Annotated in this window: 19 protein-coding genes and 1 pseudogene; 14 read left to right on the forward strand and 6 right to left on the reverse strand. The window is 68.6% G+C overall.

Going from position 1 to position 23,767, the window contains the following annotated elements:
- The first annotated feature begins 466 nt into the window (after positions 1 to 466).
- From V7793_RS07350 to V7793_RS07365, 4 genes are all read left to right on the forward strand, one after another.
- Positions 467 to 1,564, forward strand: a complete 1,098-nt coding sequence (locus tag V7793_RS07350; RefSeq protein ID WP_335582094.1) for an HBL/NHE enterotoxin family protein — start codon at positions 467 to 469, stop codon at positions 1,562 to 1,564.
- Positions 1,565 to 1,568: 4 nt separating this feature from the next.
- The gene (locus V7793_RS07355) at positions 1,569 to 2,396 is read left to right on the forward strand and encodes an HBL/NHE enterotoxin family protein (RefSeq protein ID WP_335582095.1); all 828 of its coding nucleotides are present in this window, start codon (positions 1,569 to 1,571) and stop codon (positions 2,394 to 2,396) included.
- Entirely contained in the window at positions 2,393 to 3,586 is a 1,194-nt protein-coding gene (locus tag V7793_RS07360; RefSeq protein WP_335582096.1) for an HBL/NHE enterotoxin family protein, read from the forward strand. Before V7793_RS07355 ends, V7793_RS07360 begins: the two co-directional genes overlap by 4 nt.
- A 322-nt stretch (positions 3,587 to 3,908) precedes the next feature.
- Entirely contained in the window at positions 3,909 to 4,184 is a 276-nt protein-coding gene (locus tag V7793_RS07365) for a hypothetical protein (RefSeq protein ID WP_335582097.1), read from the forward strand.
- Between the two features lie 656 nt (positions 4,185 to 4,840).
- On the opposite strand, the gene V7793_RS07370 is transcribed toward V7793_RS07365, so the two are convergent.
- Positions 4,841 to 10,057: an NACHT domain-containing protein gene (locus tag V7793_RS07370; protein WP_335582098.1), complete on the reverse strand. Its 5,217-nt coding sequence runs from the start codon at positions 10,055 to 10,057 to the stop codon at positions 4,841 to 4,843.
- A 529-nt stretch (positions 10,058 to 10,586) separates the two neighbouring features.
- On the reverse strand, positions 10,587 to 10,838 hold the full coding sequence (locus V7793_RS07375) for a hypothetical protein (RefSeq protein WP_335582099.1): 252 nt from the start codon (positions 10,836 to 10,838) through the stop codon (positions 10,587 to 10,589).
- A 940-nt stretch (positions 10,839 to 11,778) separates the two neighbouring features.
- Between V7793_RS07375 and V7793_RS07380 the strand changes: the two genes are divergently transcribed.
- The 6 genes and pseudogenes from V7793_RS07380 to V7793_RS07405 all read left to right on the forward strand — a co-directional run bounded on the left by V7793_RS07380 (position 11,779) and on the right by V7793_RS07405 (position 16,617).
- Positions 11,779 to 13,839, forward strand: coding sequence for an ATP-binding protein (locus tag V7793_RS07380; RefSeq protein ID WP_335582112.1), 2,061 nt, complete (start codon positions 11,779 to 11,781; stop codon positions 13,837 to 13,839).
- Positions 13,743 to 13,982 (forward strand): annotated as a pseudogene (locus tag V7793_RS07385) (TniB family NTP-binding protein); the annotation flags it as partial. The gene V7793_RS07380 and the pseudogene V7793_RS07385, both read left to right, overlap by 97 nt.
- 482 nt (positions 13,983 to 14,464) lie before the next feature.
- Complete coding sequence (locus V7793_RS07390; RefSeq protein ID WP_335582114.1) at positions 14,465 to 14,692, forward strand: hypothetical protein; 228 nt, start codon at positions 14,465 to 14,467, stop codon at positions 14,690 to 14,692.
- 24 nt (positions 14,693 to 14,716) lie between these two features.
- On the forward strand, positions 14,717 to 14,980 hold the full coding sequence (locus tag V7793_RS07395; protein WP_335582115.1) for a hypothetical protein: 264 nt from the start codon (positions 14,717 to 14,719) through the stop codon (positions 14,978 to 14,980).
- A 348-nt stretch (positions 14,981 to 15,328) separates the two neighbouring features.
- Complete coding sequence (locus V7793_RS07400) at positions 15,329 to 15,673, forward strand: hypothetical protein (RefSeq protein ID WP_335582100.1); 345 nt, start codon at positions 15,329 to 15,331, stop codon at positions 15,671 to 15,673.
- A gap of 26 nt (positions 15,674 to 15,699) precedes the next feature.
- Positions 15,700 to 16,617, forward strand: coding sequence for a methyltransferase domain-containing protein (locus V7793_RS07405; RefSeq protein WP_335582101.1), 918 nt, complete (start codon positions 15,700 to 15,702; stop codon positions 16,615 to 16,617).
- 589 nt (positions 16,618 to 17,206) lie between these two features.
- Here V7793_RS07405 and V7793_RS07410 read toward each other — a convergent pair.
- Positions 17,207 to 17,539 (reverse strand): hypothetical protein, encoded by a 333-nt coding sequence (locus V7793_RS07410; protein ID WP_335582102.1) that lies wholly within the window; start codon positions 17,537 to 17,539, stop codon positions 17,207 to 17,209.
- Between the two features lie 96 nt (positions 17,540 to 17,635).
- Between V7793_RS07410 and V7793_RS07415 the strand changes: the two genes are divergently transcribed.
- Together V7793_RS07415 and V7793_RS07420 are read left to right on the forward strand one after the other, a co-directional pair.
- Positions 17,636 to 17,965, forward strand: coding sequence for a hypothetical protein (locus V7793_RS07415; protein WP_335582103.1), 330 nt, complete (start codon positions 17,636 to 17,638; stop codon positions 17,963 to 17,965).
- Positions 17,966 to 18,045: 80 nt separating this feature from the next.
- Positions 18,046 to 19,533: an eCIS core domain-containing protein gene (locus V7793_RS07420; RefSeq protein ID WP_335582104.1), complete on the forward strand. Its 1,488-nt coding sequence runs from the start codon at positions 18,046 to 18,048 to the stop codon at positions 19,531 to 19,533.
- Positions 19,534 to 19,759: 226 nt separating this feature from the next.
- Here V7793_RS07420 and V7793_RS07425 read toward each other — a convergent pair whose 3' ends face one another.
- A complete protein-coding gene (locus V7793_RS07425) occupies positions 19,760 to 19,972 on the reverse strand; it encodes a hypothetical protein (protein WP_335582105.1) in 213 nt (70 codons plus the stop codon).
- Between the two features lie 70 nt (positions 19,973 to 20,042).
- Here V7793_RS07425 and V7793_RS07430 point away from each other — a divergent pair, with 70 nt between their 5' ends.
- Together V7793_RS07430 and V7793_RS07435 are read left to right on the forward strand one after the other, a co-directional pair.
- Complete coding sequence (locus V7793_RS07430; RefSeq protein WP_335582106.1) at positions 20,043 to 20,303, forward strand: hypothetical protein; 261 nt, start codon at positions 20,043 to 20,045, stop codon at positions 20,301 to 20,303.
- A gap of 25 nt (positions 20,304 to 20,328) precedes the next feature.
- Positions 20,329 to 20,607, forward strand: a complete 279-nt coding sequence (locus tag V7793_RS07435) for a hypothetical protein (protein ID WP_335582107.1) — start codon at positions 20,329 to 20,331, stop codon at positions 20,605 to 20,607.
- Positions 20,608 to 21,194: 587 nt separating this feature from the next.
- Here V7793_RS07435 and V7793_RS07440 read toward each other — a convergent pair.
- Both V7793_RS07440 and V7793_RS07445 read right to left on the reverse strand, forming a co-directional pair.
- Positions 21,195 to 23,219, reverse strand: coding sequence for a S1 family peptidase (locus V7793_RS07440; RefSeq protein ID WP_335582108.1), 2,025 nt, complete (start codon positions 23,217 to 23,219; stop codon positions 21,195 to 21,197).
- Positions 23,220 to 23,294: 75 nt separating this feature from the next.
- Positions 23,295 to 23,642: a trypco2 family protein gene (locus V7793_RS07445; protein ID WP_335582109.1), complete on the reverse strand. Its 348-nt coding sequence runs from the start codon at positions 23,640 to 23,642 to the stop codon at positions 23,295 to 23,297.
- Positions 23,643 to 23,767: the final 125 nt, after the last annotated feature.

Below are 23,767 nucleotides of genomic sequence, written 5' to 3' on the forward strand. Positions count from 1 at the left end.
TAGAGCCGGGTGCGCCGCCTCATTCGGTAGATGATCTTGAGTCATATCGGCGCCCTCGATCCTTCAGTCGCGGCAGCGGACCAGTAAGTGCCGAGCCATGCGACAACTGGGGATGATCACCCCAGACCGACACGGGCAGCCAGGTCGTGGTACGGACCAGGCCCTTCCTGGGTGCAACCAAGGTCATCAGGATCCGGTGTCCGGATCTATCCTCTCCGGTTCTTTGCTGGTGGCAGTCGAACGCTTTGATACCGGCAGGTAACAAGAGTGCGGGCGCGACGTGACCGCCGCACCCGCACTCAGCCACCCAGCGCGACCGCACCCTGCCGTACAGCGTGTCGAGCACACCGTCCCGGGCTGTCACATACCCGACGGACGGGTCTGCTCGCCTACGGGTCCGCAGCACTGGGACGGCATCCCGCCATCGCTTGTCACTTGACCGTTTTCACACATTGGAGACTCAGCCGTGTTGCATCTTCTCGCTGACGCAGACGAGCCCGCCTTCGACACCAACGGCGCCATCAGTCAGCACGCCATGGACACCGCGGGTGCCCGTACCGCGGTCGAGACGTACGTCACGATGATCCTCGAGCAGCCGACCGTGAAGCTCGACAAGATCGAGAACCTCGAGCAGTTCCAGACCACCGCCAAGAGCCACGGCCAGACGTGGCGGGACTCCCTGGCGCCGAAGCTCATCCAGACCAACACCGACCTGCTGGGCTTCGCCAACGACTTCGACTCGTACTACGACCCGCTGGTGGACATGGCCAAGGACATCAACACCGGCAGCAACAAGCAGGACTTCATCGACGGACTGAGCGACCTGGTGTCGAGCATCGAGAGCCTCCGGGACAACGCCCAGGCCGCGCGCGACGCGCTCAGCCCCTTCTACACCGACGTGGAAACCGACCACGGGAACTTCCAGAAGATCATCGACAAAGCCCACTCGGTGTATGAGGGGGAACAGGGGGAGATCGACGCGATCCGGGCGAACATAGATGCTCTTAGCAAGCGCATGTCGCGCGATCTGACGCTGGCTGCGGCCGGCTCGGTGGGCGTCGTGCTCGGTGCTCTCACCATCGCCGTCGGAGCGCTGGCCGAGATCCCCACCGGCGGCGGATCGACGGGCATCATCATCGCCGGCGCCGCCCTGGCTCTCGGCGGCGCGGGCGCGACCATCGCCGGCTCGGTTGACTACGACAGCGCCAAGCGGGATATGGCCGCGGCGATCACGCAGCTGGCCGACCTGGAGACGGAACTCGCCGTCCTGCACGGCCTCGGAACGCAGTTCACCGGTCTCCGCGACGCCTGCAAGCTGGCGGCAGACGCCCTCGGGACCATGCTGACCACCTGGAACCAGCTGCTGACCAGGTTCAAGACCGTCATCGAGTACATGAAGCGCACGGAAACGTTCACGGACAAGGACAAGGTCAACAGCAGGATCCTGCAGATCAAGCTCAACACCGCCAAGAAGGACTGGAATGATGTCCACACCAAGGCGGTCGAGATCGATCAGCAGATGACCACCTTCACGTACCAGGTCGACCTGACCAAGGCGGCCTGACATCGTGACCGCAACGACCCCCCTGTTCCCGGCCGTCCGGCGAACGGCGCAGGACATCCTCGACACTCAGCTGGGAGACACCTCGGGCTTCCCTGAGCTGTCGGCCCATGTGGAGAAACTCCAAGGGCACGCACGGACCTGGCTGGACTCGACCCAGCACACCGTCGAAGAGCAGCTGCGCACGGTGCAGGCATTCACCACCCAATACGTGGGCGACACCGCTCCACGCCTGACAGAGCTCGCCTCGTTGGCCCGGGCGGACTTCGTCGCGCTGCTGCAGAGCACGAAGACCGCCCTTGAGGACCGCCGACATGATCTGGTCTCGGCTCATGACGCGGTCAGCAACCTCGACCAGGCGCTGACCGCCGACGTCTCGGCCTTCAACGAGGACATGAACGCGGTCTCCGCGAAGATCGCGAGCGACCAGGGCCTCCAGGAGCAACTGGGGAAGGACCTCGCGACGCAACTGGCCAGGCTCAAGGCACTCCAGTACGCCGCGACGCATCTCATGGTCCTGGCCTCGGGGAACGACTTCAGCTCCCTGATGTCGCAGAGCTTCACCCTCGCCGCCGAGGAGTGCTACCTCCACCAGCTGATCAAATGCCTGGCCGCGCTCAAGCAGTCGGTCTGCGAAGCCGAGACCGCCCTCCGCGCCCTCGGCACCGGCCTCGATGAAACCTGCGGGATCATCGACAACGTCGCCACGTCGGTCAACAAGACGGCCACCGTCTCCAAGGCATTCGTCACCGCTCGGCTCAACGCCACCGTGAAGAACGTCAACGACCTCGCCGGACACCTCTGCCAACTGCTCGACGAAGAGGCCCACCAGTGACCACCACGACACCCCCGCGGAAGCCCGGCACTCCCGACCCCGCAGTCGCCGCCCCGGTCGAGTCGCTCTTCACCGCCTGCCAGCTGCTCACCGCAGCGGCCGCCGGCATTACCGCCCAGCCGGACCTGACCCTGGATCTCATCCCCACCTTGCCCGAGGCCCAGGCCCTGGCCCGCAGCCACGCCGCCAAGTGGAGCGGTACCTACCAGGTCGCACTGCTCCAGCCGCTCGCCGACATCCTCGGCTACGCCAACGCCTACACCTCCTACCTGCCGTACGTGACCGAGCTCTCCGGCCGCATCGCCGCAGGGGACAAAGCGGCACTGCCGGACCTCCGTGAGGTGCTGGACGACCTGGGACAGCAGGCATCCTCGTTCCAGGCCGGTACGGCCGACTCCAAGACCCAGCTCCTTGCCTTCAAAAATCTCGTCGACGACGATCACGTCCGTTTCGACACCGAAGCAAAGGCCCTGGAGAAGAACTACACCGGCCCCAGCGGCGAGATCACCACGATCCGCACCAGCCTCGCCGCCCTGGAACAACGGCTCCAGAAGAACAACGCCGAGATCGCGCTGGGTGCGACCAAGGCCATTCCCGGAGCACTGGTCACCGGCATCGAGCTGGCCCTCTCCGCCGAGGAGGTCTTCGGCGCGGCCGGAACCGTCATACAGGCCGGACTCTCGCTGGCCCGGTCCACCGCCGCATGGAACACCAAGGCCATCGCCGACGACGCAATGGCCTTCTTCGACGAGGCGAAGAAGATCCCAGCCGTGTACAAGAGCGTCAAGACGGCCGTGGAACAGCCCTACCTCTTCCCGAGCGTTTCCCAGGCCCTCGACGACGCCCAAGCCGCCATGAACCGCGCGAAGGCAGACATCGCGGAATACGGCCGGGAACTGACGCAACTGACCATGGACAACCTCCAGGCTGGCGTATTCATCACCCTGCAAGGCCAGGTCCAGCGCCTGGCCCTCCGCGCCGACGACGCGCTGGCCGCCCTGGACGGCATGACACGGATGTGGGAGCGGGAACAGCAACGCCTCATCCACTGGGATGCCATGGCACAGGGCACGTCCGCCGACCGGCTAGCGGACGAGTTCACCGTGGCGGCGGCACACTGCATCCTCAACGCGCAAGCATCACGGCGGTTCCAGGACGCCCTCGTCAACCGTTCCCCGGACGGCCGCTGACCCATCGGGGGCCGGTCGTCGTACCGCGTTCACGGCACGAGGAACACCTTCGGCACGCCCCCCGTCGGCCATCGTCCGGTAACCGTCCGAGACCTCTGCCACACCGACGGTGCGGTCGAATGCCTGCCCATTCGACCGCACCGTCGCGGAGGTCCGGCAGCAGACCGGGATGTTTTCGCTTGTGAGGTGTTGAGTGAGCGCGGGGTCACTGTCGTGGAAGCGGTATCTGCGGTGGGCCCGGCTGTCATGGGACAGTACACCCCACCCCGGGATGTCTACCCCGGGCGCGGTGTGGGGCGGGGTCGGGCAGGAGACTGGGTGGGTGAGCACTCCGAGCACCCCGAACCCCGCCCCTGCCCTGGGGCGCGGTCGTCGCGCCCTGATCCCTGCCGACGGTGACACAGATCTGCAGTCGCCGGCCGCGCGGGCCCGTGCGGCGCTGGCCGCGGTCCAGACCGTGCCCGTCCCCCTGGTCGTCCTGACCGGGTTCGCCGGCCTGCTGGAGGAACTGGAGCGCCTGGCCGGTCAGGCCGGGGAAGAGGACAACCAGCAGGCCGCCCGGGAGGCCGTGGCCTACCTGCGCGCCCTCTCCGCCTGACGCCTCTTGGCCGGGCCGGCTGGCCGTGACAACGGTCGGTGTCGTGTCGTTGGCCGTGCGGGTGCACGAACCCCGCGTGCCGGCGCCCCGAAGAGACCCTCTTGGGGGCGCCGGCCCTGTGCCTTACCGGTTTCGGCGCGAGGTCTGAAGGCTCATGACGTGGAGCGTTGTCTCCGAGTCTGGACTTTCTCTGTGAACGGTGGCGTGCCATCTGACAGGCGTGTATTACGTACCGTTCATGTTTCGCCATGGATGGTCAGGGATGTGACCTCGCGAGACGTGATGGAGCTGGAATGTCGTGGATACCTCGGGAATCCTTATGGATTCTCCGGTATGTGTGCAGGTCAGGGGCCGTAGAGGCGTGGTGACGGGTCGCCCGCTGTCTACGGCTGCCCTGGGGGAGACGCTAACGTCCCTCAGCGCTGAACGGGGTTGTGATCATGGGTAGCCTGAGTACGCGGCCGTGAGGCGCACGCTTACCGGCATTAGCGCGACGGGCAGTTGGCGGAGTGGTATGCCGTTGTTGCCGGCCTGATCGCGGAGGGCCGGGCCACCTGAACCAGGCCTGTGGACGGCTTTACGTGGACTGCCAGATCTATGCCGTCTGCCGGGATCTGCGGGGTCGGGTGTGTGGGGACGATGCGTCATGTCCCTGTTCATGACTGCAGGATGCGCAGTAGGAGAGCGGGGACCGGGACATCCGCGGCGGTGACGAAGTCGTGCACGGCGTCGGGCAGCAGAAGGTCTTGCTGTCTGTGCAGCCGCCTGTGCAGGTCGTCCGCGATGTCTGGGGTCAGAGCCGTGGCCGCGCGGTACAGAGAGGCGAGTTGGGCGGCCCAGGCATCGGAGGTGTCCGTGCTGGTGATGGCTGCTTCGACCTGGGCGCGCGCTTCGGGGTCGCGTTCCAGCCGGCGGATAACCGCTTGGGCGAACGGCGGGTCGACGGCGTTGGTGAAGTGGCTGGAGATCCATGCACTGTCGTGGGCTACCTCGTCTACGAAGTCGGTGGCCTCGACGGCTGCGTATGCCAGCGGGTAGTACACCGACACATCCACCTCGACCTGTCCGTGCAGGGCACGCTCATGCTGGAGGGCCTCCCAGGTGTCGGTGACGGCTGTGTCGTCGGGGAACCCGGCGACCAGGGCGAGGAACGCGCCGGACGAGGGCGGTGGGTAGCTGCTGCGGCGGGTGTCCAGTTCATTGTGCAGCGCGCGACGCACCGTCGCGGCGTCGAGGTTGAGGACGAGGGGGTCGGCCAGGAGCATGGGTGCGACATCCCGTCGTCCATGGCCGCCCTCATGGAGATTGTCGATCAGAACGTCCAGCAGCTGTGGCTCCCCGCGGTGGACGTGGGAGTACCAGGCCAGCACGGAGTCGTGGGTGAGGAGGCTGGGGTGTGCGGCGATGGCCGCGGCCAGTTCCTGCGCCAGCTGTGGGTGGCGGTCGGCGACCAGCGCGAGGTACTCCCAGGCCGTGTCCGAGTCGTTGGAGAGCATGCTGCCGGTGAGGCGTTTGAGGAGGGCGTCGCCGAAGTGGGTGCGCAGGGCGGGCCAGTGGTCGGCGATCTCGCCGAGCACGAGCAGGTCGAGGTCGGTGGTGATGAGTTCGCCCAGGGGCAGCCGGGCCGGGCGGCCGTCATGTTCGACGAGGTCGTCCAGCAGGTTGAGTTGGTCGGTCAGCAGGGCGCCCAGCCATGCGGCCCGCCGCCGTGCCCAGTTGTCGTGGCCGCGGCCTGCGGCCGCCTCGCGCATCACGCACTGTGCTTGCTGCCATTCCGGGTCGGGAAGGGCACCGCGGTCGCGGTCGCGTAGCAGATGAGTGTGGAAGGCTGCAGAGGCGGCGGAGCGGACCAGGTCGTTCGGCTCGTCGGGCCAAAGAGCGGTCAGTTGGCGGATGAGGGCGCTGTCGCCGGGGTGGTCGCGCAGCAGTGTGCACAGGTGCAGGCGGGCGGCGGTGGGCAGGGTCGGGTGGGCGGCGCGCACACGGCCGAGTACCTGCTTGAGAGCGTCAGGATCGTTGCCATAGCCGGCCAGCAGCGCGGCCAGGGGACTCTGCGGTCTTTGCAGCATGCTGCGGGCGCGCGTGCGGGCGGCGGTGGTTGCTGGCAGGGCAGCAACGACTGAGGCTTCAGCGGTGAACTCGTATTCGTTGGCGGGTGCCTGCAGCGCGTCCAGGCACATCTGGGCGATCTGCTCCGCCACCGGCCCCGAGGTAAGTGACTGCTCCCGGCAGCTGTCCAGCAGCGCCTGAATGACGATTTCCTTGCGGAAGCGGCTGTCCGCCGGTGGCGGCGTGCCAATGAAGGCAAGGAGCCGCTCCTGCGCTGGCTGGGTACCCAGGACACGAACAGCCGAGTTGGCCACCAGTGAAGCCCGGCCTGGCTCGCCGTTGAGCATGGTGCGCAGGGCCTGCTGCACCTCGGCGTCGTGGGCCCAGTGTTCGGCCAGTACATCGGCCGCCCAGTGCGGGACACTGCTGTGCTCCAGCTCCCTCAGCAGCACGGACCGCAGCACCGGCCCCCGGTCCAGGGCGGTCAGGAAGGGGAGCTCGAAGTCCAGGAAGGCTTTCGGGTCGTGTTGCAGGAGTTCCTCGACCGCGGCGGCCACGGCGGGCTCATTGGGATAGGCGTGGGCGAGCGCACCGATGCCGAGGAACCGGATCTGGTGTGGATCATTCACCAACGTGCTGCCGACGAAGTCGATAACGGCCGTGTCCTGGGAGCAGGCCAGCATCAGCACGCCCCACGCCACGGCCCGATCGCCTTCCCCGGGGCGTCGCCCGGACACGATCGACAGGCAGGTGTCACGCACCTGCTCGGCCTCGTCGGAAGCCTCACGCAGGCAGGCCGCGATCGCGGAGGCGAGCATGGGCTTCCACACGTCATCGGTGAAATCCTCGGTGCCGAGTCGGCTGACCAGCCAGGCGCGCTCTTCGGCCGTCAGGGCGGGCGGTTGCGACCCGTCCGCCCTGCGGCGGGTTGCGTCCTGGCCGGGCAGGATGCCCAGGACGGCAGCCAGGGCAGTCAGCCGCAGCCCCAGCACGGGCTGCTGCCGGGCTGCTGCCGCGGCAGCTGTGACGCGGTCGTCGTCGGGCCAGCCGAGCAGCAGACCGTGCAGGATCACCGCCGCATGATCGGCGGTGACGGCGCGGCGCATCGCCGCCAGCATCGCCTGCACCACCTGCTCCTGGCCTGGCTGGGCACCGTAACGGGCGGCGAGCGCGCGGGCGGCCGCCCACGCGGCGTGCACGTCCTCCGACCTCAGTGCCGCCGTCAGCAGCGGCCAGACCGGCTCGGTCAGCTGCTGGTCGTCGGCCACCTGCCCCAGCCGGTGGAACACCTGTGGCGGCAACGGCTGGACGGCCAGCACCCAACGGGACAGCCACGGCACCAGATCACCGCCCACTGCTGGATCGTCCAGCCCGGCCACACACGCGGACAGCAGCCGCTGCCGGTGTCCGACGAGGGGATGGTTGTCGATCACTTCCATGATCGTGGCTGCGTGACGCCGGACCTGGGGGACAGGCAGCCGGTTCCCGCCGAAGATGGCCTGCGCCCACAGTTCCCGCACGGCCAGCGCGGCCGGTTCCGGCCCGGCCGCCTGGTCGGCGAGGTCCTGGACCAGCCGACTGGTCTCCTCGGTGCGCTGCAGCTGCCATAGGACGGCCAGCAGCACTTCATGCCAGCGCGGATCCTGGGCGTGCTGCTCGAATAGGTCGCGCAGGTCCGCAAAGGACAGCTGCTGGGCGGCCTGTTCGGCGGCCAGCTGTTCCAGCAGGACCCGGTGCAGGAAGCCGATCTCGCGCGGGCCGTGGCGGACCAGCACACCGAGCTGCCCTTCGGCGATGTCGACAAACCCCCTTGCCTGCGCGGCGGCAGCTGCCGCATCCAGGGCGAGATGCCCCGGATCGCGCAAGGCACTGATGATGTCCAAGCGGACACCCTGCTCGGACACGGCCTGGACATCGCCGCGCAGTTGGTGCGCCAGCGCAACGTGAGCCAGGACCTGACGGATGTCGTCCGGGTGCAGCGTGTTCGGCTCCGCAGTGATGCCCGCCGCCGTGCCGCGCCGTGCGGGATGCTCACTCAGTAGATGGTCCATGGCGCTCCCATATACCTCGAACCGCCTGGTCGGCAGCGGAGCTCCGGCCAACCTCATGCCGGTCAGCAGGATCAGGAACAGCGGAATCCGGGCGAGATGGCGAAGGTCACGCACGCCGGACAGCTCCTTCACGAACGCCTCGGCCTCCGTGCTGCTGTTCACGGCGGCGCCGAGCCAGTGACCAGCCACCTCTCGCTGCTGGCGCAGCGAGAGCGGGGCCAGCGAGGCGTACTGCCACACACCCGTCGGCTGTAGCCGCGACAGGCCGTAGGGGCGGGTGGCGGCCACCGCGGGCAGCCCACGCTGGTCCAGGAAGGTCTCCAGCGCGGTGAGAGCTCTGCGCGCAGCGCTTTCGCTCACCCATTCGTCCAGGCCGTCGATGACCAGCAGTAGCCGCTCATCGGCCAAAGCCTCTTCCACCAGCGGCCACAGATGCCCGACGTCGTACTGTTCCAACCAGGCCCGCAGTGTCGCTGCCAGCGATGCCTCGGCGCCGTCGTAGTGCGCCAGCCGTCGGGTGAAGAAATGGAAGGGAACCCACAAGGGAAGACGGTCACCGAACTGCTCGGTCCAGCGCGGCAGAGCGGGAGAGTCGGCGAACAGGTCCAGCAGGGCAAAACGCAGCAGACTGCTCTTGCCCGAACCGGGTTCCCCGACCAGGACATGGCGTCGTGCCCCGGCCAGCCAGACGTCCGCGCCGGTGCGGATCCCGGTTGCCTCCCCGGTCACCGCCGGAGAGGCGGTGCTGACGGCCACCGGCTGCTCCCCGTCGTCGGCAGCAGACGCCGTGAGCGCCGTTCCCAGCTTCCCGGGGTCGTGACCGAAGGCGGACGCCTGCGCCTTGCGGTACCAGGCCGTGGGGGACCCCCCGGAGGAGACCGCCTCGGGTGCCGCCAGCTGGGCCGGCCAGCGGCCCAGCTGGCGGACCGGAAACACGTCGGGAAGAACGAACCGCTGCCGCAGGTCCGGCTGGGCCTGTGCGTGCTGCAGGGCGATCGCACCGGAGTCGGTGTGGGCGAAGAAAGTGGCGTAGAAGGAACCGAGCTGTTCACGCAGATCGGCAACCTGCACGGCATCGAGCCGGGTCACCAAAGCGGCAACCTGCTCGGGTCCGAACAGTTCCTCCACCCACGCACGGCCGAAGAAGTCATGCACCACGTGCGGCCGCTGCTTCAGCCAGTCCGACAGATACTCCGCATCCCACACCTCGAAGGAGATGCCCGCACGCGCCAGCCGTTCGCGCTGCGTCACCACCTCGTCGGCGGTCTTTTGCGGGACGGCCGACAGACTGGTGGCGTAGACGAAGACCCGGCTGACCGCAGCCCACTCGCCGTCCAGGAAGTCCGTGACCGCCTTCTTGAGCCGACCGGCGGTCAGCGACTTCACCCGCCGCGACTGCAGGCTCAGGTACACCCGCTCGGGACCGGAGCCGTCTCCGAGTGAGGCATCAGGCAGACGGACATACAGATCGATGCCCTGCTGCTCCTGGCCCTGAGTGCCGTACAGGCTTCCCTGCGCCCGGGCGTCGTAGGCGCTCATGCGCCCGGTGACACTGTCGCCCCCGGCATGATCGGCGGAGTCCTCGACCGTCCCGCGCTCCACCGCCCGCTTCAGGCACAGCCGCTCGAAGTTCTCCCAGGACAGACGCTCCAGCGGCAGGAGCTGCTCGCTCGTATGGACAGGCAGCGGAACCGTCTGCGGCGACACCAGCGTGTGCAGCCTGGTCGGCGCCTTGGCGTACTGGGACGGGCTCGTCGAGGGGGCCTGCTGCATACCCACCATCATCGGCTATGGCCGGGGAACGCAACCGGCGTGTAGATCAACGAGCGGACGAGCGCACCGGGCAGGCCGCCCAGCACAAGCCTGGTGCCCCGATGACATGAAGAGGCCGTACCACCCACCGTAGAGTGGGCTCCTCGAATATGCCGCCGCAGTGGGCCGGTTGACCAGCGACGAGTGCACATGAGTGGGGGACCGGGTGGAACAGCAGCACGTGGTGGGAGTGCACGGCATCAAGCAGGGCCGTACGTCGCAGCGCGAGCTGATCAAAGACTGGGGCAAGGCACTGAACCGTGGCATCACCGCCCCGCACGGGGCGGACGCGGTGCGCACGGACCCGCAGCTGACGCCCACGCTGGAGATTCCGCACTGGTCTTCGCTGCTGGCACGGGGCGCGGACCGGCTGGGCCCGTCGGACTTCTTCCCGGACGACTCCACCGCCTTCACCACTGATGAGGAAGCCTTCATCATCGCCGCCCCCGGCACCGCTGGAACCGCTGTGCACACCTTCGTCACCTGCGGCTCACCCCTGGGCATCCCCGCCGTGCGGCGCGCCATGAACATTGCGGAGCCGGAGCTGCTCGCCATGCCCGCGCACATCAAATGGCTCAACGTCTACGACCCGGACGACGTCGTCACCGGCGCAGCCGGTCTGGCCCTGGGCGCCCGCAACGTCACCGACATCGAAGTCGACAACGGCAACATCGATCCCCACGCCGCCCTGGCGTATCTGCGTACCCGTCCGGTCGCACAGGCGCCACCCGCCACTGGTCATGACCGAAGAACACGTTCCGCCCACCTTCGCACGCCGCCTGGTCATCATTGCCGTCAGCGACTACGACGACGGCACCCCCGCCGACCGGCAAGCCTTCCGCGCCGGGATCAGCGCCCAGGTATCCGTCGTGGAGGACTGGTGGGCGGGCGCCCACTTGGAAGAAGAGCGCCGGTTCACGCCGTCGCTCCCGCCCAAGCCGCTGCTCAGCGTCTACGACCTGCGGTCCTTCCTGATCGCCGAAGAACTGGCCGGTGCCGACGACGACGAGGCACTGGTCATCTACATCACCGGCCACGGTCTCGCCCCCCGCGGACGGCAGCACTTCCTGCGCCTGCCCGACACGCACGAGGACCGGCCGCTGGGCACCGCCTTCCCCACGGCCGAGCTCATCACCACAGCCCTCGACTCCCGCGCCGGGCACGTCCTGGTGATGGTCGACTCCTGCTTCTCCGGGCGCCTGGCCGAAGAACTCCTGGACAACCTCAAAGCCCTGGACCAGGACCGCCGGGCGTTGGGGTCCCTGGTCGTGCTGAGCGCCGGCAACGAAGACGCCAGCTCCCGCCTTCAGGCCTTCACCTCGCTGCTGGCCGCAGTACGCGCACACTGCGAAGACCAGACCAACGGATACGCGCGCTCCCACCTGAGCTGGGAAGACTTCCATGCCATCAGCAGCGCCGTGTGGGACCACACCACCATGGCGGACATCCACCGCATCTGGCCCCCCAACGACAGCGTCAGCCTCCAACTCGCCGCCCGCGCGCTGAGCCCCTGCCTGCCCAACCCCGGCTACACCGACACCGACCTCCTTGAGGACGCCCGCAGCCAGGTCGGCTGGAACCGCGCCGACCTGGACGAGTACTGGATCTCCCGGGCCACCGGCCAGATGTCCGGCAGCAGCCCGGGCTGGTACTTCACCGGACGCGCCGCCCTGGTGACCTGCATGATCGAGTTTCTCGGCGGTGACGACAGCGTCCTCATCGTGACCGGGCCCGCCGGCTCCGGGAAGAGCGCCCTCCTGGCCCGCCTGGTCACGCTCAGCGATCCCCGATTCCGTGCCGACGACGCCTACCGTCCCCTCCTCGACGCCATCCCCGAACACCTTCAAGTTCCTGAAGGCGCTGTCGACGCAGCAGTCCTGGCACGCAACACCGACCCGCACGAGCTGTCCGCCGCGCTCTACGAGGCCCTCACCGGCCACCCGACACCGGCCGGTCATGATCCGATTGAGGAACTGCGATCCCATGTCCGCGCCTTCATGCTGCGCAACGGCACACCTCTCACTGTAGTGATCGACGGCATCGACGAAGCCCGCAACCCGCGCCGCATCATCACCGATGTCCTGCGTCCGCTGGCAGCCCTGCGCGCCGACGACGGCCGGCCCCTCATCCGACTCCTCCTCGGCATCCGCAGCTCCACCATCGAAGGCCCCGGCCCCTCCGGTGCCGACACTGGTGGCCCGACCGGCGGCGATCTTCTGGCCCTGCTGCAGCGGGCAACGGACGCCGGCCCGGCATTGCGTACCGACGCCCTCACGGCACAGGACGACATCGCCGCCTATACCGCCTCACTGCTGCACGCCGAACCCCCGACCGGCTCGCGCCTCCTCGACCGCGACGACGACCGCATCAGCCGAGTCGCCACAGCGGTGGCCGAGCAGGTGGCCCCGTCCTTCCTGGACGCCCGGCTCGCCGCCCAGCAACTGCACGCCCGCACCGTCCTGCCTCCCTCCACCGACCTGGGCTGGCGCCGCCAGCTGAGGCAGGGAACGCACGAACTGCTTCGCCAGGACCTCGCCGACGTGGCCCTGCACGGCGACGCAACTCCCGACGAACTCCTGGCCGTTCTCCGCGCCACCGCCTTCGCCCAGGGAGCGGGCCTGCCCTGGGCCGACATCTGGCCGGCCGCGGTGAACGCCCTCCATCCCACCTGCGACGACGCGGCAGCCGCCATCCGCCAAGTGGTGCGCGACAGTCGCCTGACCGGATACCTGACAACCGCCCACGAAGACGGCAGAACCGTCTACCGCCCCATCCACGAACGCGTCAGCGAGACACTGCGCACCGCACCCCACACACTGCCCCCCACCGACACACCCACCAGGGGCGGCGTCGAGACGGCCGACACCACACCCGCCCACCGGCAGCTCACCCAGGCCTTCGCCCAACTGCTGCACAGGGCACCCGAGCAACCCCCGCACCCCTACCTGCGGCGGCACCTGATCACCCACGCCGCACTGGGAAACGCCGTCGACGACGACCGCATCCCGGCCCACTTCCTGCCCTGGGCCACCCGTGACAACGTCCGTGGTTCCCTTGGCCTGCCCATCACCGCCACCGATCGCATCCGGCACCTGGCCGCATGGGCCCGCATCGAGCCCTTCGTCGGCGACGCACCCCCCGCCTCCCGCGCCGACAGCCTGGCCCTTGCCCAGCACACCGGCAGCGCAAGGCCGCACACTCCGATGCGGCACCCACAACTGCGCCCGCGCTTCAACCACCTTCATCTGCCGACCAACATCCTTGCGCGCACCCCCGGCAACCCCTACGCGCTGGCCGCATTCCGCACCGCCGACGACTCCGCGGTGCTGGCAGCGGCGGATGAGAGGGGAAACCTCACCCTGTGGGACCCGCTCTCCGGCAGCCCCTTCGGCACCGCCCCTGGAAGGTTTGGGACCCCATGCCCGCGCCTTGACGGTCCTGGAGGCCGGCCGCCCTGGGGAACCTTCCCTCATCGTCGGAACCGACCGTGGGCTGTGGCAGTACGACCCCCAAACCGGCGAGGCCGCCCCCCTGCTCGAAGGGCGCATCCGTGCCGTCGCCACCTTCAGCGACGATGCACGCCGACGGGGCCGCCGCGGGACGGCTGCCGGTCGTCTACGTCACCGTCCCGCCCCGGGCCACCCCGAAGATGCTCGCCATCGAGTTCGCCCGGTTCCTGGGCCTCCCGGTCGCCCGGCAAGAGACCCAGACCTCCATCACTAACGCCGTCTGCGACCTGTTGATCAAAATGCGCGTCGAGCTCGCGCTCGTCGACGAGATCCACAACCTCAACCTCGCCACCCAGGCCGGAGCTGAAGCCTCCGACCAGCTCAAGTACCTGTCCGAGCGGATCCCCGCCACCTTCGTACTCGCTGGCATCGATGTCGCCGCGAGCGGCCTGTTCAGCGGGGTCCGGGGCCAGCAGATCTCCGGCCGATACACCGTCACCGACACCGAACCGTTCGCCTACGGCACCACCACGCAGCGGCAGAACTGGCGGAACCTGATCGCCTCGCTCGAAGACGCCCTACGACTCCACCGGCACAAGCCCGGCAGCCTGGTCAAACTCGATGCCTACCTCCACGAACGCACCGACGGCGCGATCGGCAGCCTCTCCCAGCTCGTCCGCGGTGCCGCCCTTGAGGCCATCATCAACGGCAGCGAAGTCCCGCAGCGTTCCTTGCCCGGCTCCTTGGCCCGCTGCCGCCGGAGTTCTCTCCGCTCAGCAACACCACGGCCGGCTGGACTCCCCACTCACCCGAACGCCTGGCCACACTCTCCGGACGCTCAGCATCCCAGCTCGCCAGGGCTCTGCCGGCGCTCGCCGACTTCATCAGCTGCACAGCCCGCCGCAGCCCCACTGCCTCCGTGGTCATCACCCTCTCACCCGCCCACGTCCACCTCTGCCCGCGCCATCAGCTCTGGACCCGCTCCACTCACGACATCCCGCTCATCTCCCTGCCGGAAGTCATCGAGGCCCAGCGGCGACTCGACCAGCTCGCCCGCCGTCACCGGCAGATCAGACACGCCCTCGACCTGGCGCAGAAGATCGTCGAGGACTGGTCCGCCTCCGGAATGCCGATCGACCTCGGGTAAGAGTGGACCGATCGCCTCGACCGAGTGGAAGCTCTCGCCGCCAGCAAGAAGACCTCGGCTGAGGACCGCGGTCACCTCGCGGCGTTTCCCGAGATTGTGGTGCTGACGCACCTGATCCTCGACCCGCCCACCACCATCCTCGATCCCAAGGAGCTCTACTTGGCAACGACCGCCGAGCTGAGCCGGCGATTCTCGCGGATCTACACCACCCTCGGAACCCAGGACCCCCTCTACCGAAGGTTCTGCCTCCATCCAGACCGCGGCTTCCGCAAAAGCCAGGTCATTTGAGAACCCCGAACATTCGCCTTCTCAAATGACCTGGCATCACAGCAGGTCAGCGGCTCGCTATCTGACAGATGCGCTTCGACAGGACATCAGCTGGCAAGTGACCGCTTGGGTTGGCGAAGGCTCAACCGTCCTGCGGCCAGGGCACTCCAGCTGGAAGGGCGCCTTCTCCAGGTCAAGGGATCATCAGGATCGTGACCGCCTGCGGGAGCGGCGCGACGCACCCTGCCCGACGGCAAGCCCTGGCCAGGCGGGGTGTCGCAGGGGCCCTTCGTCAACACTGCACGGGCGCCGCCTTCCGCCCGCACGGTCACGGTCGGCGCTCCACCGTCTTTGGAGCGGCTGCGGCTGTTGACCGATGACGGCGAGGGTGCGGCCATTGGCACGGTGTACCCCGACGGCAGGCTGCTGACCGGTGCAGGATATGAAGGAGACCTCGCAGGCTGGGCCCTGGTGCCCCGTCTGCGCGAGTACAACGCGGCCCGGCTACGGATCCGCGCGAACAACCGCGCCGGACACGAGGGTTCTTCTACTGTGGCAGCACCAGCACACGCAGTCGTACACGCGCGGGAGACTCTGATGAGTGGTCAGGACCGGCAGTCAGGCGATGGTGAAGTCGGCGGCCCCTATTCCAGTCCCGGCGACCCCGGCAACCCGATGCCTGAAGAAGAGCCCCTGCCTGACGATGACGACTAGCCGTGCACGGAAAGGGGCTGGTCGTCATGGTGGAGGCTAAGAGCCTGCGGGCGCGGTGCCTGGAGGAGATGGAGGCCAGCCCGCGCGGGTATTTCGGCGGTCTGGACTGGCTGCGCAGCGCATTCCTGACGGTGCCGCGGGAGCACTTCGTGCCGGAAAAGGTCTGGTGGCCCCGCCCCGGCCCGGACGGCCTGTACCCACTGATCGACCGGCACACGACACCGGCCCGCTGGCTGAAGTCCGTCTACCTGCTGCGCACTCCGCTGATCACCCAGATCGACGATGGCGCGGCCGGACCCGACAGTCCGGCATCCGGGGCGTTCACCTCCAGCATCTCCTGCATCACCGTCATCATCGAACTGCTGCGCCACCTCGCCCCGGCCCCCGGCGACAAAGTGCTCGAAATCGGCACCGGCACCGGATACACCACCGCCCTGCTGGCTCACCGCACCGGACCCGGCATCGTGACCACCATCGAAATCGACCCACAGGTCGCCGACCGAGCCCGCCACCGCCTCGACGCCCTGGGCATCCAGGCCCACACAGTGACCGGCGACGGCGAACAAGGACACCCCCCAGGAGCACCGTACGACCGCATCCTCTCCACCGCCTCCGTCCGCCACATCCCCCCCGCCTGGCTGAGGCAGCTGCGCCCCGGTGGGGTCCTTATCGCTCCGCTCGACAGCCCCTTCGGTTTCGACCTCACCATGCGCCTGACCGGCAACGGCCAGGGCGCGGCCACCGGGCGCCCCGTGGCCACCGTGGAGTTCATGCGCTTGCGGGGACAGCGCACCCCCCAGGCGTACAGCGAACTCGGCTGGCCGGAGGACATCGATGCCCAGCGGTGGTGCGACTACGAGATGCACGCGGACCAGCAGGGGCAGCAGATCCGCATCCGAGCCCCCCACCGGGGGAGCGCCGCACCCGCCCACACCATCCGGTAGTCGGCTGGCGTCTGGCGTCGAGAGGCAGTGGTGCGTTGAGTGTTCGGGGTTCCGGTCGTCGTGCCGGGGCACGCTGGCCGACGCGCGGTGCTCGTGTGGTGAACTGGCTGCTGTCTGATCTCTATGGCTGCCGCCCGGGCTCGTTGGGTACCTCCGGCCTGGGCGTGTTCCGCTGTGCCCCCGGTCCGCAGCGGCATGAGAGGCACCGGGGCGGGCCAGCCGAGCTCCCGAAGCCGGGCCGGCCTGCCCTGTCCGGTCTCTGTGCTCGGGCACGCGGTTTGTCGGTGATGCCGTCGTCGCCGCGGGTTGTCCGGGCTGTCGCGCCGGTTGCTGGCCGTTCCGTCCCCGCCCCATGCTGCGTCGGCGGGCCGGCCTCTCGCGCCTCGCGCCTACCCGCTCATCCGCCCGCCGCCCTCGCTGTTGCGCGTCCCCCGTCGTGCTCTGCAGCAAGCACCACTGAGGGATGCTGCAGTGCCCTGTACACGGCGCTGTCCCGCGTCCGCGCCAGCCGTCCGTCCGTGCCCTGCCTGTCGTCCTACTGCCCGCCGCCCCGCCCTGGGCCCGGCCGTCGGCTGGGCCCGCACCTGCCCTACGGCTCGGCGTGCAGGAAGGAGGGCTGGACGCGCAGAAGATGCGTGTCGGGGTGATGGCGCTCGTACAAACTCAGCAGTTCCTCGTACTTGCCACCCTGGTAAAGCGCCTGCGCCTTGCTTTCCTCGTCCATGCCGCAGGCCATGGCCAGGTCGGCACCGGCCTTCAGCGCCGCCTCGCGCGTCGGGTAGGTCCACACATCAAGGCGGCCCGGCCCGCTGTAGCCACGATGCGCCAGCGTCCAGACGGCAGGCGCCAGCTCGGTGACGGTCGTGCCGTCGGGATGGAAGGTCTGCGCGGATATTTCCGTCCCATATGGACGCTGGCGCACCGCGGGTACAGTGGCAGTGGCCGGCTGGACGTGTGGGTATACGCCACGGAGCAGAAGGCGCTGCACGAGGGCGCGAAGCTCGCAACGGCCTGCGGGATGGACGAGAACGAGCAGGCCAGCCAGGACTTCGAGAACCGCCGCTGGCAGAAGGTCCTGGACCGCTACGAGGAAACCCACCCCGACACCCACCTGCTCCGGGTCCAGACCGCCTTCCTGCAGTCCCCGGGTAAGCCGCCCACCCTGGGCTGCTCCTCGGCTGGATTCGCTGGCGGCCCGGGGCTGTGCGGCGCCGGTTGCGGTCCAGGCCGTGCGCGTCCCCCCTGGTTGGTGTTTGCCGTGGCTTTCTGGGTGATCATGATGGGAAAGGTGAGGCGCAGGGGTCATGCGCGCTCAGAGAAGGTGTGGTTGTGCGATGCAGGTGGATGACCAGGGGAGTCAGGTCATTGTCACGATGCCCCGGGAGGAGTCGCATTGCGCTGTGAGCAGGCTCATGGTTACGTGGCTGCATGTATGACCGTGCCAGGGCTATACAGCCAGCCCCTCAAGGGTTGGTGTTCGCACGGCCGAATGTAGAGCGCGTACTGGGCACACCGGGAAAGCCCTTGGCGAACCTGGTCCGGCGCACCGTGGAGGCCCGATTCGCGGCGGATTTCTCCCGCGTCCGAGTTCACACGGACGCCTCTGCGGCCCGGACAGCGGTCGGCCTGGGGGCTGCGGCCTACACTCTCGGGGAGCACATTGTGTTCGGGCCTGGTCAGTACAGGCCTGGAACAGCGGATGGACTCCGGGTGCTTGCCCATGAACTCACCCATGTCCTTCAGCAACGTCCTCTCGGCCAGCCCATCATGGCACCGTTGGGGGTCAGCCATCCGGCCGATGGCGCTGAGCGTGAGGCGGACACTGTCGCCAATCAGGTGTGGTCCGGCAGGTCAGAAGCTCTCGCTGTTGCGCCACACCATGCGCACACGCTGCAACGGCTTACGTCGGAGCACGGCCAGCACGCGGAGCAGGGCGTTGTCAGCCTCACGGCCGATCTGTCCTCGCCAGTGACCGAGGACGCGCAGGTCACCTATCGGGCCGAGTATCAAGGCGACGCCGGGGACAATCCACGCTTCGAGTTCACACTCATTGACCGGGCAACAGGTGCCGTGATCTTGGCAGTGACCCGGTCCAAGCCCGACATGTGGTTCCGGTTGAGCGGCGCGGGCCGCCGGTATCGGGTGACATGCCGGATCACGTCGACCGCCGGAACGCTCGGTACCGTCGCCCTGGATCACGACACCATCGCACGTGACCCCAAGATTCCCCGGCCCTGGAGCACTCTGGACCCTGACGAACAAGCCGCGGCCGAGCTGATGACCGATTTCCGCGGCTATGTGATCGAAACAGCGACAGCTACAGGCATGGAGGGAATCACTGCGCTGATGCTCGCTTCGGTATTGCGGCATGAGATCGGCAATACGTCGCTGCTGCCCTTCGGATCTCCTCGCGCCGCGCGAGAGTCTGAACTGGCCAAGACCGATGCCACCCTCCGCCGACGGGAGAGCGGCAAGCCTGCGGAGACCAAGGACCTCGACCGATCCGTAGGTGTTGGACAGGTGAAGCCGAGCACGGCGGGCATGGTCACTGGAGCCATCCCCTGGACGGAGCAGAACCGGGAAAACCGGGCTCCGGCTCGCGACAAGGTCCAGGCGGACTACATGAAACTGGCCCCCGCGCGGCAGCGGGAAATCTTCACCCTGCTCTCTTGGCCACGCAGTAATATCGCCGTGGCTGCCCGCTATCTCGCCCGCCTGAAGAACCGCCCAAACCGTTACCCCAAAATGACTCGTGCGGCCTTCGGCAGCAACGAACGGGCAGTCAAGATTGTCGCCACGGAGTACAACCTCGGCCCATCCACGTCGGCGGAGGCGCTTGCATCGCCCGCCGACTATGGCAGCCAGGTCTGGAAGCACATGCAGGATCCCCTGATGCAGCAGTTCTTCCCCAGCTGACCTGAGTGCGTGACGCTGTGGGGGATCTTGGGATTCGGAGTCGTCGAGCCTGGCGCAGCGCCACCGCTTTGCCGAAACCGGCCTGAAGACCGCCCACCGGGTCCAGCACTCGCACAGCACCTTCGCGGAGACCGTCCGTACAGCTCGGTGGTTCGATCTCCCAGAGCGGCGCTCGAACCAAGATCCCCGACAGCGTCACCCACTTACCGGAGCCGCGGCTGCTGCGTCACGCGGGAGCCGGCTGCGGTACGTCGAGGGCGTGGGTCACCTTGCGGGCCGTCGCCGCCATGTGGGGGGGGAGGTAGGTGTCCAGGGCGTCGACGTCGTCGCAGAGCCTGGCCTTCAGCCCGTGCAGGCATACCTCGGTGAACAGCTTCTGTAGATCGCCCTCGGGCGTGTGCGGGGGGTGTGAGTGTGGTGTCTGCGGGGGAGAGATCACGGGCCCGCAAGGGTTCCAGCAGGGGCAGGCCGTCAGTGGCGTCCCCGCTCCCGAAAGGAACACTCCTGCAATGAAGCGTGTACGAAGCGCTGCTCCCTCTCCCGCCGCCACCCGCCTCCTGACTGCGGGGCTGACGGTCGGCCTCACTGTGGCGGGCCTGACCGCGGTGCAGGCGGCACCCCGGGACGGCGCGGACCGCCCGGGCGCGGCGGCCGCCGCGCCGCAGACGTTCCAGCACGTGGCTACCGGCCGGTGCCTGGATGATCACGGCGGTCCGGGCAACCTCCGCACGTTCCCCTGCAACAACACCACCTCCCAGGCCTGGCGCTGACATACGGGGGCGCTCACTCCCGCCGGTGAGCGCCCCCGTGCGGCCGGTCTCCGCCTTCGGGAACGGCGGCATCCCCGCGCTGCCGCAGGAGTACCTGGAAGGACGTACGACCGACCCGGCTACATGGATGCGCACACCGGAGAACCTGGAACGGTTCGCCGCCTTCACCCGCGCGGCCAACACTCGCCGCCGCGCCATCGCCGACCGGCCGAAGCCCGAGCAGCCGGCCGACGTGGTCAAGCCCGCCGACCAGCAGCACACGAACCGGCTCGACCAGGGCAGGGAAGTGGGCCGTGACCGGTGAGGGATGGCAACGCCCCAGGCGGCTGGCAGCTGCCGCACCTCCTGCTTCAGCCGATCGCCGGGGGACGTCACGCCAGACCGAATAGCCGACGATCGTCACGTCCAGGCGGGCCTGCAGCATCCGAAATCTCGTGCGTCGTGCCGCCACGGTTGTTCTTCGGTTGCCCCTGCTGAAACGCCCTGGTCGATCATGCCAGGGTCAGGGCGTGATGATCCAGATCAGGACGGCGGTCACAGTGATGATCGGGATGCTCACCCAGAAGGCCAGCGAGAGTAGTTCGTGGGCTGCGGTGAAGTTCCGGACCGTGCGCACCACAGTGTGTCTGCTGACGGACGGTAGGTATTGAGGAATTGACCAGGGCCGGGGCGGGGGAGAGGTTCGCGGAGGGACAGGCGGCCGGGGGAGCGCGGCAGGCAGGGGCGGGAGGCCCTGGGGGCGGCCGGTCGGAGGCGGGCTGACGACCGGTTCCCCGATCTCGTCGTCAGCGTCGCCTTCTTCGACGTCCCGGACCTGCTCACCACTGTCCTCGGCGTCGTGGAAGTGACCGCTCTGGGGCAGGGGGCTCGTCCGTGTCGGGCAGGCCGTCCTCATCCCCCGGGTTCTCGGCGGCCACTGCTTCTTCGGCGTCGGCAATGGCTTCTTCCCAGGCGTATCGGCCCTCGTCGGGGAGCTGTTCGGCGACGTCGTCGGCGAGGGGCATGAGCGCTGCGGTGTGGGAGGCGATCACGTACGCGAGGCTGTCGCACAAGTCGGGCTGGGTGGGGATAGCCCGGGCGCATGGTCAGGCAGTGCCGTACCTGGTCCTCGCCGAGATCGCTGGAGGTGAGGACGTGCTCGAGAAAGACGTCCTCGGAGTTCTCCTGCACCTCGTCGATGAGTGCGCCAGTGAGGACGTCGGGTCCCAGGCCGCCCCAGTAGCCGCCGCCGGGCGCGGGATACAAGTCGCGCAGGGCGCGCAGGAGCTTCATGGCTGTGTCGGCGTCCAGCGGGTTGCTGAATCTGCGGTAGTAGAAGTCCCAGGCGGTCTGAACGGCGGCCAGGGCCTGGTTCTCGTCCTTGGCGCGGGCCATGCGCTGGACGGCGACCAGAGGCCGGCGCAGGTCCAGGGGGATGGTGCTGTCGTCCAGGCCGTGTGCGCGGAAGGCGCGGTCCCAGTGCTTGGTCTCGTGTGCGATCAGCACGTCGACGGGGGACAGCCCGTCCTCCAGCCCGTCGGGGGCGTGGGCCAGGACGCCGGCGAGGGCGTCCATGTGGACCGCGAGCATCCCGGAGCCCTCGGCATCCTCGGCGACCGGTGGCACGGGGGAGACGTGGACCAGGCGGACGGTCTCCTCCGGGTCCCAGTCATCGGGGACGCCGGCCCGGCGCAGTTGGGCGATGCGGTGGCTGAAGACGAGCACGGCCTGCTCCCGCGCCTGATGGGGATCCTGCTGCCGGTACAGGTCGTACGGGGACAATTCGAGGACTGGGCCGCAGGTCTGCAACTCGTGGCGGGCCCGCAGCAGGGGCCACCAGGCGGGCAGGGAACGGGCCAGCAGCAGCACGCGGACCGGCTTGCCCGGCGCACGGTGGGTCACCAGCGCCGCCAGTAACTGCTCGACCTGCTCCCGGCGCGACTCGGCGTAGTCGACCATGACCAGCACGGGCCTCATCAGGTGCCGCAGCATCGCGTACGGCGAGGGCCGCTGCGCGGGAGGGTCCAGGTGAAGGAAGCCGGCCGACCACGGCACATCCGGGTCATCGGCGGTGCGCTCAGCCTCGGGCCGACGCTCGGACAGCCGACGTGCGAGCTCCACGGCCAGACGCGTCTTGCCCACCCCGCCAGGACCATGCACCACGGCCGTGTCCACGGCCTTACCGGTGGTGCACCAGTCGGCCAGCTGGGTCATCTCGGTGGCCAGGCCGCTGAAGGGGACAACCTCGGAGCGAGGCGAGAGGAGATACGACGACGCGGCAGCCGGCTGCGGCGCGGTGTCGAAGAGAGCGTCCAGGTCGGCCGCTTCCAGCCGCGGCCACGTACCCGACGCCTCATGCACGAGGCGGCAGAACTGGCGGTCGTCCAGCAGCAGCCGCGCTGGCAAGACGTCCAGCCGCCCGTTGCTCCAGCCGCCGAGGGCCTCGGTGACCACGCCGATCAGCACATCGTCGCAGAACACCCCCGCCCCCGACATGCCCTCCCACGGGGAATTCGCCCCGTCGACGTCCTGCGGCGGCTGCCGGTCGACCTGCAGGACGTAGGTGCGCGAGACGTTGTCGACCACGTTGATACGCCCGGTCACCACATGCTCGCCTCGGTACCGGCGGTCTGCTACCCCCTCGCCGTAGAACTGCCGGAGCGCCGCGAGAGGAAGGCCCACCGCGTGGCACTCCGGCGGCACGGACGGCCGGATGCACGTGAGCCCTCCCCACCGAACCGGCGCGAACTCCTGGCCGAGGTCCATCGGCTGGCAGGCGAGCAGCGCCGCGTCCGCGCGGTGCCACACCACCTCCGCGGCAACGCGCGGTCCTTCTGCCCCGCCGTCCATGACCCGCACCATGACGGGCTCGTCCTCCAGCCCCTCGACCGGACGCACCACGTGATAGGCGGTCAGGATCAGACCCGGTGCGACCACACACCCAGCGCCCACGGTGCCCGCGTACTCCACCGAGGCAGCCCGGTTCCACCCCATGACCTCCGCCCCGCCCCGTTACTGGAAGGCTCGCCCGCTGGGCAGCTCGCCGACCTGACCGCGGCCACTGATCCGCGTCCGCCGGCCCGCGCTCTCACCGGTGTCGTCGTCGGCGACCTTCAACGTGACCGTCAGCCGGTGGGTGGCCGTCTTGGAACGCTCACCCCGCGCTTCACCGGAGACCACGAACGCCTTCACTCCACCACCGCCAGCCTTCACCGTGCGGATCTCGACGCCCAGGTCCAGCACAATCTCCTCGACCGTGAACCGGATCGCGGATCCCTCACCGTCCTCCTGCGCCGCCGTGAGCCCTGTGCGCACGGCCTTGATCGCCTCGGGCAGTTCCGTCTCGTTCGCCTGCCCCATGAGCCCGCCCCTGATCGTCTGACACGACGCCAGCAGTCTGGTCCATGACACATCCCGGCGAAAGATGCCTCCGGCCGCGCGCACGGACCACAGGTCCTCCCCTGGACGGCGTGCGGGCGGGTATG

Source organism: Streptomyces sp. KLMMK (assembly GCF_036961605.1).
Taxonomy (GTDB): Bacteria; Actinomycetota; Actinomycetes; order Streptomycetales; family Streptomycetaceae; genus Streptomyces; species Streptomyces telluris.